Source organism: Allobosea sp. 01N443 (genome assembly GCF_056399325.1).
Genome location: NZ_JBFTRC010000228.1, coordinates 1 through 8,441 on the forward strand (window position 1 = coordinate 1; position 8,441 = coordinate 8,441).

The following is an 8,441-nucleotide window of genomic DNA, read 5'->3' on the forward strand; positions in this document are numbered from 1 at the left end:
ATGCCGTCGGTGCGCGCGACCATGTCGCGGAATTCCTGTTCGTCGCCGCCATGCTCGCGACCAATCTCTCGCGACTGGCCGAAGAGGTCACGCTCTGGACCTCGCGCCAGTTCGGCTGGGTCACGCTCGACGACGCCTTCGCCACGGGCTCGTCGATCATGCCGCAGAAGAAGAACCCGGATATCGCCGAGATTTCGCGCGGCCGGGCGGCGCGGCTGACCGGCGACCTCGTCACCATGCTCGGCGCGCTCAAGGGCCTGCCGCTCGCCTATAATCGCGACCTCGCGGAGGACAAGCGCGCCGCGTTCGATGCCGTCGACGTGCTGGGCGAAGTGCTGCCGGCCTTCGCCGGACTGATCGCCAGCATGGAAGCGCATCCGCAGGTGATGCGGGCGCAGGCCGGCACCGGCTTCGCGCTGGCGACGGAGGTCGCCGACTATCTCGCGCGCAAGGGCGTGCCCTTTGCCGAAGCTCACGAGATCACCGGGACGTTGGTCCGCTACTGCGAGGAAATGGGGCGCGAGCTCGAACAACTCGAGCCGATCGAGCTCCGCGCCATTGATCCGCGCCTCGGTGAGGATGTAAGGGCCTGTCTCACCCTTGATGCCGCGGTGGCCGCCCGCAGCGGTTTTGGCGGCACCGCGCCAGCGCGCGTCGCCGAGCAGATTAGCCGGTTCCGCATCTGGCTCGCGGATTTTGACGTTTGGACCCGCGGAGCGCAGCGATGACCAGCGCAGTCGGAATTGGAATAGGGCGAGACCTTGCCGGGATCGCCGGGCTGAAGCTCGTGCCGCGCCGCTATTACGGGCGCTGGGTCGCTGCCGCGCTCATCATTCTGGTGTTGGCCTGGGTGATGAAGGCTTTCGCCGAAGGCCAGATCGACTGGAAGGTCGTCGGGCAGTTCTTCACCGCGCCCGCAATCCTGAGCGGGCTCGTCAACACCATCATCATGACGGTCTGCGCCATGGCGCTCGGCATCGCGCTCGGCGTCATCTTCGCCATCATGTACATGTCGCCGAACCCGGTGCTGCGCGGCGTCGCGCTGTTCTACATCTGGTTCTTCCGCGGCACGCCGCTGCTGCTGCAGCTCCTGCTCTGGTTCAACCTCGCGCTGGTCTTCCCGACGATCGGCATCCCCGGCCTGGTCGAGTGGCGCACCATCGACATCATTGGCCCCTTCATGGCGACGCTGCTCGGGCTCGGCATGAACCAGGGCGCCTACACCGCCGAAGTGGTGCGTGGCGGCATTCTCTCCGTCGATGTCGGGCAAACCGAGGCCGCCAAGTCGATCGGCATGACACGACTGACGACGCTGAGGCGGATCGTGCTGCCGCAGGCGATGCGCGTCATCATCCCGCCGGTCGGCAACGAGGTGATCAGCATGGTCAAACTGACCTCGATCGCCAGCGTGATCCAGTTCTCCGAGATCCTGCGCAATGCGCAGACGATCTACTATGCCAATGCCCGCGTCATCGAGCTCCTGATCGTCGCCGCCGGCTGGTACCTGATCGTCGTCACGCTGCTGCAGATCGGCCAGTTCTTCCTGGAGCGCTACTTCTCCAAGGGGCGCGGCGACCGCCGTGCCAAGCCGCAGATCGTCGAGGAGGCCGGAGCATGAACGCCTCCCCTGCAAATGCGATCGTCGCCGCCGCCAACGTCACCAAGCGCTTCGGCGACCTGCGCGCGCTGAACAATGTCTCGCTGACCATTGCGCCTGGCACGGTGCAATGCATCATCGGGCCGTCGGGCTCCGGCAAGAGCACCCTGCTGCGCTGCATCAACCAGCTCGAGAAAATCGACCAGGGCGCGATCTGGGTCGATGGCCAGTTGATCGGCTTTCGCATCAAGGGCGATGAGCTGCATGAACTGAGCGACGCCGAGATCGCGCGCCAGCGCCTCTCGACCGGCATGGTCTTCCAGCGCTTCAACCTGTTCAACCACATGACGGTGCTCGAGAACATCATCGAGGGCCCGGTCACGGTGCTGAGGCGCCCACGCCAGGAAGCGATCGCCGAAGCCGAGAAGCTGCTCGCCCGCGTCGGCCTCTCCGAAAAGCGCAACGCCTACCCGATCGAGCTCTCCGGCGGCCAGCAGCAGCGCATCGCGATCGCCCGGGCGCTGGCGATGAAGCCGAAGCTGATGCTGTTCGACGAGCCGACCTCGGCGCTCGACCCCGAGCTCGTCGGCGAAGTGCTCGCCGTGATGCGCGATCTCGCGGCCAGCGGCATGACGATGATCGTCGTCACGCATGAGCTCGGCTTCGCCCGCGAGGTCGCAACCGATGTCGTCTTCATGGACAAGGGCGAGATCGTCGAGCGCGGCCCGCCCAATGCCGTTCTGGTGGCGCCGCAACAGGCCCGCACGCGCGACTTCATCGCCGCCGTTCTGAAATAATCGGTCAAAAAGGAGAACCCGATGCTTCGTTTCACCCTGGCAGCGACGCTGCTCGCCGCCACCGCGCTGTCCGCCCAGGCCCAGGCCCTGCCGGAGCGCATCAAGACCGCCGGCAAGATCATCATCGCGACCCAGCCGAACTATGCGCCGATCGTCTACAAGGACCCGGCCACCAACACGATGACCGGCTTCGACTACGAGCTCGGCGAGGCCATCGCCAAGGAACTTGGCGTCAAGGCCGAGTGGCAGGAGACCGCCTTCGCCCAGATGCTGCCGTCGCTGCATACCGGCCGCGTCGACATGGTCATGGCCGGCATGAGCGACCTGCCGGCCCGTCGCGAGACTGCCGACTTCATCGACTACATGGTCTCGGGCGCCCAGTTCTACACCGTCACCGCGCTTGCCGGCTCGATCAAGACGCCTGAGGACCTCTGTGGCAAGAGCGTCGGCGCCAGCCGCTCGACTAACTGGCCCCGCCAGATCGGCGAGTGGAGCGAGGCCAATTGCGTCGCCAAGGGCAAGCCCGCGATCAACGTCGTCGGCACCGASGGTTCGGTCGATGCGCGCACGCAGCTCAAGACGCAGCGCCTGCAGGGCGGTGTCCAGGGCAGCGAGACCATGAGCCACAACCAGAAGCTCGAGCCCAACACTTATGTCCCGCTCGGCACGCCCTTCACCCGTTCGCTGACCGGCATCCCCTTCCCGAAGACCGCCGAAGGCACGCAGCTGCGCGATGCGGTCAAGGGTGCGCTCGATCGTCTCCAAGCGAACGGCACCTATGACGCGCTGATCGCCAAATACGGCCTGCCCAGCAATGTGCTGAAGCCGATCGTGATGAACCAGGGCGAGTAAGCCCCATCAGCCCATGTCCGAGGCCTGCATGGTCAGGTCGGACAACAGTCCACGATCGCCCCGCGAACCCAGTTCGCGGGGCGATCTGCTTTGATGGCAGCATGCCGCGTTCAGGACTGTATCCGGCGCCGTGCGCGCAGGATCCGGATCGGCGTCTCCAGATATTCGACCGGCTCGGCCCGCGCGAAAATCCGCTGAATCGCGTCGCGCCCTGCGATCACCTTGCCGAAGGCCGCAAAGCCCGCCCTGTCCGGGTTGCGGCCGCCGCCTTCATCCAGTTCCGGCTGGTCGCCGACGCAGATGAAGAAGCCATGGCCGCCGGTGCCTGGCGCGAGCCGCGCCAGCGAGAGCGTGCCGTCGAGATGCCGCAGCCCGGTCACCGACGTCGGCTCATGCGGCACGGGCGGAAAGGGTGGCTCGCGCTCGTCGGCGGGCGCCGGCCAGCCCCATTGGATGACCTCGATCTTGTGTACCGTCGCTGGCGGCTGGTTGGCCAGCGTCACGATCCGATAGACCGAGGCATTGTCGAGGAGCCCGCCATCGACATAGGCGAGGAAATTCCGGGTGGTCAGGGGCGCGCGCGCCACGTCGATGGCGAGAAGGAACGCCCCCTCCGGCGTCTCGACCTCGACCTGTACGGGCGCGTCATCGAACATCTGACCTGCCATGGCTCTCTGCCCTGCTGAAATCCCGTCGAGCTGCGTGGGCGCGGCCAGACGACTCAATCCGGGCGCCAGTATCGCGCAGAGGCCTGTCCGCCGGAACCATTGGTCCCGCCGGGTTGGGCGGGCGCTTCATCCGACGTTTCTAGGGTGGCCACGAGGCGAGCTCGTCAGACCAAGGTCCGTTCCAAACCGCTGGCGAGGAGGGATATAATGGAGGACCACGGAAGGGAGCGCTCGACGTGATACGGCGCCTGTTCCTCAAGCATCGAACAGCCTCCGCCGGGCCTGGTCCCGGTGCATCGAGGCGTTTCCCCGGCCCGTGCGCCAGGTTGATCGTCGTGGCGGCGTCCCCGCCATAGACGTCCTCGGACCTGGCTTCGACTGCGGGGAATGGCATGACCAAGATGACAGACAGCATGCGTGCCACCATGCTCGCCAGCGCAGCGAAGCTGCGGCCTGGCTGGCGACCGGAAACGCAATCGGCAAGCATGCCGGCGGCGGTTCAGCTTGCGGGACGCGAGGATCAGCGGGAACCGCATCGCCTCAAGCCCCCGACATCGCAAGGCCTGCCGCACCAGTCATCGCGTGGCATGGTCKCGGCAACCCGCCATCAGCACAAGGGACGGAGCCAGGCCGGCTTCACCCTCGTCGAAGTGCTCGTCGTCCTTAGCATCATCGGCCTGGTCGTCGGCCTGATCGGCCCGCGTGTCGTGGGCTATCTCACCGATGCCAAGGTCTCGACCGCGCGTATCCAGGCGACGACGCTCTCGAACGCGGTGGAATTGTTCTTCATCGACAACGGCCGCTACCCGCTGGAACAGGAGGGTCTCCAGGCTCTGGTCGCCGCACCGTCGAATCTGCGAACCTGGAACGGCCCCTATCTCAAGGGCTCGACTGTTCCGCGCGACCCGTGGGGCAGGCCCTATGGCTATGCCGTGCAGAATGATGGGCGCGGTTTCGCGATCACCATTGCCGGCAATGACCGGCCGGGCGGAGGCGAGGACAGCCTGGCGCAAAGGCAGCTTTCCGCGACACGCGGGAACGTGACCCGATGACCGGCTCCCGTCGGCTGAGCTCAGGGATCGCCTCCCTCGCGGAGTTCTGGGCCAAGGAGCTACGGGCCTCTCTTCCCGATACGCTCCGCAGATGGGCCGCGCCCGACCGCTTCCTGCGGCTCGTCATCGTCCCTGCCGAGGAGCATGTCACCATCACGCTCTTTGCGCCGGATGGCCGGGAGCTGATTGCCGAGCGCGCGAACTGGGCGCAGTACAGCCGCAGCGTGCTCAACCGCTGCAAGGAGCAGGCGGCCTCCTTCGCACCCAGCAGCCGAATCCGGCTCGTGCTCTCGGCTCCTCAGGCCATCGCCCAGTCGCTCGTCATCCCGCGGCGCGCCCAGACGCGGGCCGAAGGCATCGTTCGGGAGCACATCGCGCGGAAAACACCGCTCAAGCCCGAGGACATCTTTGTCGGCTATGATCTGAGGGGAGCAGCCGCCGGGAAGCTCGAACTGCGCTATCTTCTGCTTCCCCGCGCGGTGCTCGATCAGATGCTGGCGCGCCTTGCCGCCGCTCCCTCCGAGATCGCGACGCTGGAGGGGCCCGCCTTCGAAGGCCTGCCCCCGGTATCCGTCCCATTTGCGCAGAAGCCACACACACCCTCCCCCTGGTTCAAGCGGATCGCCATCGCGCTCGTGCTGCTCACGGTGCTCGGCGCAGTAACCGGGTATCTCGTCCTCGCCTGGCGGCAGGCCCAGCTCCTGAAGAGCATGGAAGCGGAGATTGCCGAGATCTCGGGACCCGCCCAGCAGTCGACGGAAAGCCTCAGATCCGTCTTTGGGCTCGCCGACGACGTCTCGCGGCTGACAGCGCAGCGGAGCATACCTGGCATCGTCCAGGTCTGGGACGAGATGTCCCGCATCCTTCCCGATTCAACCTTCCTGACGGAACTCGAGATCACCGGCGCCAATCTGCGCGCGACCGGCTATTCCGATGCGGCTCCGGCCCTGATCAAACTGCTGGAGGAATCGCCGATCCTGCACAATGCGGCCCTTTCCGGGCCACTGGTCTTCGACCGGGCCACAGGCAAGGAGAACTTCTCGCTCCGCGCCACCCTGCGCAAGGCCCGTCTCCCAACCGAGGAGGGCAAATGAAATGTGGCGACAGATCAAGAGCTGGACCCGTTTCTCCGCCTTCATCGCCGCGAACGGATTGATCCTGGCGGGGATCTACCTGTTCGTGATCGACCCCGCGCTCCAGATCCTGAGGGTCCAGGAAACCCAGATCACCCAGAACGCCGTCATGATCGAGCATCTTGGCTCGGCTGTCGCGCGCAGGCAGTCGCTATCCGCGCTGCGCCCGGAGGATGTCGACGGGGCCAGGCGGCGCTTTCTCCAGGGTGACACCGAGAGCCTTTCGACGGCCGACCTGCTGACCCGGCTCCGCGAGGTCGCCGATCAGCACGCCGTGAGCTTCAATTCGGTGACGACCTTGCCGCCGCGCAACTGGTCCGGACATCGCATGATCGGAGCGAGGGTCGAGTTCACCGCAGCGACGCCGCGCGTGGCCGAGGTTCTGTCGAGCCTCGAAGACGGTCCCTCGTTTCTCTTCATCCGGAACGCGAAACTGACAGCACCGAGCGAGGCGGAGGCCAGCGACAACAAACTGGGCGTCACGATCGAGATCTATGGGGTGACGCGATGGTCAAAGGGCTGAGCATCGGCGGGGCTGGCCTCGCCAAGGCTGCAGGCTTCGCAGGACTCGCCGCAATGGCGGCCGTCGCCGTGAATTTCGGCTGGCGAAGCCTGGCGGACCCTATCGAGCCTCCGCCCGCTTCGGCGGTGACGAAGGCCGCATCAATCACGAGCGACGCCCTCGCTCCGCCGGCGGAAACGCCGCGCTATCAGCCCGACATGGTGAATGCGAGGCCGCTGTTCTCCTCCAGCAGGCGGCCACCGGCAAGCTTCGTCGCCAGGGCTCCCATGCCCGAGCCGGTCGCGAGCCCGGTCTTTGAGCCACCACCGAGCTATCTGATCGGTGGCGTCGTCGTCTCCTCGGGCTTGAGCAAGGCGCTGCTGCGCCGACAGCTGCGCGAAGCCGGGCGATGGTTCGCCCTGGGCGAAGCGACCGATGAGGGCTGGGTCGTCGCATCGATCAATCCGGAGATGGTGACGCTGGCCCGTGGAGCACGGCAGGTGACGCTGCCGCTCCATGCCCGCGCGCAGGGCCAGCCGGCCACGATGACGCGTTGAGCGCTCAGATGGACCGACCTTGCCGAAAACCGCAATCCACTTTTCGGGCCGATGCTTTAGCCGCCGTGCAACCGCCATAACCAGGCATCGATGGTCTCGGCCACCGATGCCCCGGTCAGGATTGCGAAGCCGGTGACAGACACGACACCCACCCCCAGGAACGGGCCGAAGGGCATTGGCTGCCGGGCGTCGAAGCTGGAATCGACGAGGCGGCGCGCCAGCAGGTAGAGCAAGGCCGAGAGCGAAGCCAGGACGAGCGCGATGGCGAGGCCTTCCATGCCGGTCCAGGTCCCTGCGGCGGCTGCGAACTTGACGTCGCCGAGCCCGAGGCCGTCATAGCCGCGATAGGCCCGAAAGGCCCGTTGCACGAGCCAGAGACCACCTCCCCCGAGCGCAGCCCCGGCGAACGCCGAGGCTGGACCGGTGACGCCGAGAAGGAAAGATGCCGCGATCCCGGATATGAAGATCGCCAGGTTGACCGGATCGGGAATGATCATCTGCCGGAGATCGACCGCGGCCGCGTAGCAGATCAGCCCGACGAGAACCGCGAGTGCCGCGAGGTGAGCGAGATCCGGCATGCGCAGGCCCTTACGGACGATGTTTCAGCATGGCGGCAACCGCCCGCCAGCGTCGGTATCCGAACGCGCCGCCCCTTCACGCCATTCGCGGATACGATAGCCCGTGGGCAGGTCCTGCGAGATTTCGACGATGGCGTCGCGCGCAAAGCGCACGCCGGAGCCGGTCAGCGCTTCGCTCCCGATCAGGAAAGCCCTGCCTGCCGTTTCGGAGATGTAGAGGGCCGGCAGATCCCGTCGCGCCACCTCCCGCGACAAGGCGGCGCCCCCCGGCGCCAGGGCCACGAGCAATTGCAGCGGTGCGACGGTGGGGYCGAAGCCGGTGCTGCCGGAATTGACCGTCATCAAGGGAAGCAGCGCCCGGAACAGATCGCGGCTCATACCGGGGATCTGATTGAGCTCGAACACGGACTTCAACGCCCGCACCGAGGACGAACTCCCTGATGCCGCGCTGCCAGTGTCTTGCGAGAGCTCGCGCAACCCCCTGATGTTCCGCACGATCATGGCTGCCGCCTCGCCGTTGGCATTCACGCCGCGGATGAGCGCATCGACCAGTTCCATGTTTGCGGTGTTGAAATCGACCTTGCCGCCCTCGTCCGCGACGGAAATCGCCAATGTCCAGCCGTCGCCCAAGCTGCAGCCCACAGGCGTCCCGTCAGAACCGAAGCGGCCGCTGCGAGCCTTGCCCTGCGAGGTGCCGGAGAGAAG

Annotated in this window: 11 protein-coding genes; 8 read left to right on the forward strand and 3 right to left on the reverse strand. The window is 66.4% G+C overall.

All coding sequences use genetic code 11. The features are described 5' to 3' along the window. The 4 genes from AC1DRP_RS32390 to AC1DRP_RS32405 form a co-directional block, all read left to right on the forward strand. Positions 1 to 728 (forward strand): lyase family protein (locus tag AC1DRP_RS32390; protein WP_476770648.1); only part of this gene is annotated, 728 nt, incomplete at its 5' end. Continuing rightward, positions 725 to 1,618, forward strand: a complete 894-nt coding sequence (locus AC1DRP_RS32395; RefSeq protein WP_441504835.1) for an amino acid ABC transporter permease — start codon at positions 725 to 727, stop codon at positions 1,616 to 1,618. The genes AC1DRP_RS32390 and AC1DRP_RS32395, both read left to right, overlap by 4 nt. Continuing rightward, the gene (locus tag AC1DRP_RS32400) at positions 1,615 to 2,394 is read left to right on the forward strand and encodes an amino acid ABC transporter ATP-binding protein (protein ID WP_441504836.1); all 780 of its coding nucleotides are present in this window, start codon (positions 1,615 to 1,617) and stop codon (positions 2,392 to 2,394) included. The genes AC1DRP_RS32395 and AC1DRP_RS32400 overlap by 4 nt, the downstream gene beginning before the upstream one ends. A gap of 21 nt (positions 2,395 to 2,415) precedes the next feature. Next, entirely contained in the window at positions 2,416 to 3,246 is an 831-nt protein-coding gene (locus AC1DRP_RS32405; RefSeq protein WP_476770649.1) for an ABC transporter substrate-binding protein, read from the forward strand. A gap of 110 nt (positions 3,247 to 3,356) precedes the next feature. On the opposite strand, the gene AC1DRP_RS32410 is transcribed toward AC1DRP_RS32405, so the two are convergent. Continuing rightward, entirely contained in the window at positions 3,357 to 3,914 is a 558-nt protein-coding gene (locus tag AC1DRP_RS32410) for a peptidylprolyl isomerase (protein WP_441488811.1), read from the reverse strand. A gap of 392 nt (positions 3,915 to 4,306) precedes the next feature. On the opposite strand from AC1DRP_RS32410, the gene gspG reads away from it, so the two are divergent. The 4 genes from gspG to AC1DRP_RS32430 are packed head-to-tail and all read left to right on the forward strand — an operon-like array spanning position 4,307 to position 7,158. Continuing rightward, positions 4,307 to 4,966: a type II secretion system major pseudopilin GspG gene (gspG, locus tag AC1DRP_RS32415; RefSeq protein WP_476770650.1), complete on the forward strand. Its 660-nt coding sequence runs from the start codon at positions 4,307 to 4,309 to the stop codon at positions 4,964 to 4,966. After that, the gene (locus tag AC1DRP_RS32420) at positions 4,963 to 6,060 is read left to right on the forward strand and encodes a PilN domain-containing protein (RefSeq protein ID WP_441504838.1); all 1,098 of its coding nucleotides are present in this window, start codon (positions 4,963 to 4,965) and stop codon (positions 6,058 to 6,060) included. The genes gspG and AC1DRP_RS32420 overlap by 4 nt, the downstream gene beginning before the upstream one ends. Before the next feature lies 1 nt (position 6,061). Then, on the forward strand, positions 6,062 to 6,622 hold the full coding sequence (gene gspM, locus AC1DRP_RS32425; protein WP_441504839.1) for a type II secretion system protein GspM: 561 nt from the start codon (positions 6,062 to 6,064) through the stop codon (positions 6,620 to 6,622). After that, the gene (locus tag AC1DRP_RS32430) at positions 6,607 to 7,158 is read left to right on the forward strand and encodes a hypothetical protein (RefSeq protein ID WP_441504840.1); all 552 of its coding nucleotides are present in this window, start codon (positions 6,607 to 6,609) and stop codon (positions 7,156 to 7,158) included. The genes gspM and AC1DRP_RS32430 overlap by 16 nt, the downstream gene beginning before the upstream one ends. Positions 7,159 to 7,214: 56 nt before the next feature. On the opposite strand, the gene AC1DRP_RS32435 is transcribed toward AC1DRP_RS32430, so the two are convergent. Both AC1DRP_RS32435 and AC1DRP_RS32440 read right to left on the reverse strand, forming a co-directional pair. After that, positions 7,215 to 7,736: a prepilin peptidase gene (locus tag AC1DRP_RS32435; RefSeq protein ID WP_441488816.1), complete on the reverse strand. Its 522-nt coding sequence runs from the start codon at positions 7,734 to 7,736 to the stop codon at positions 7,215 to 7,217. A 24-nt stretch (positions 7,737 to 7,760) separates the two neighbouring features. Continuing rightward, positions 7,761 to 8,441 (reverse strand): hypothetical protein (locus AC1DRP_RS32440; RefSeq protein WP_476770651.1); only part of this gene is annotated, 681 nt, incomplete at its 5' end.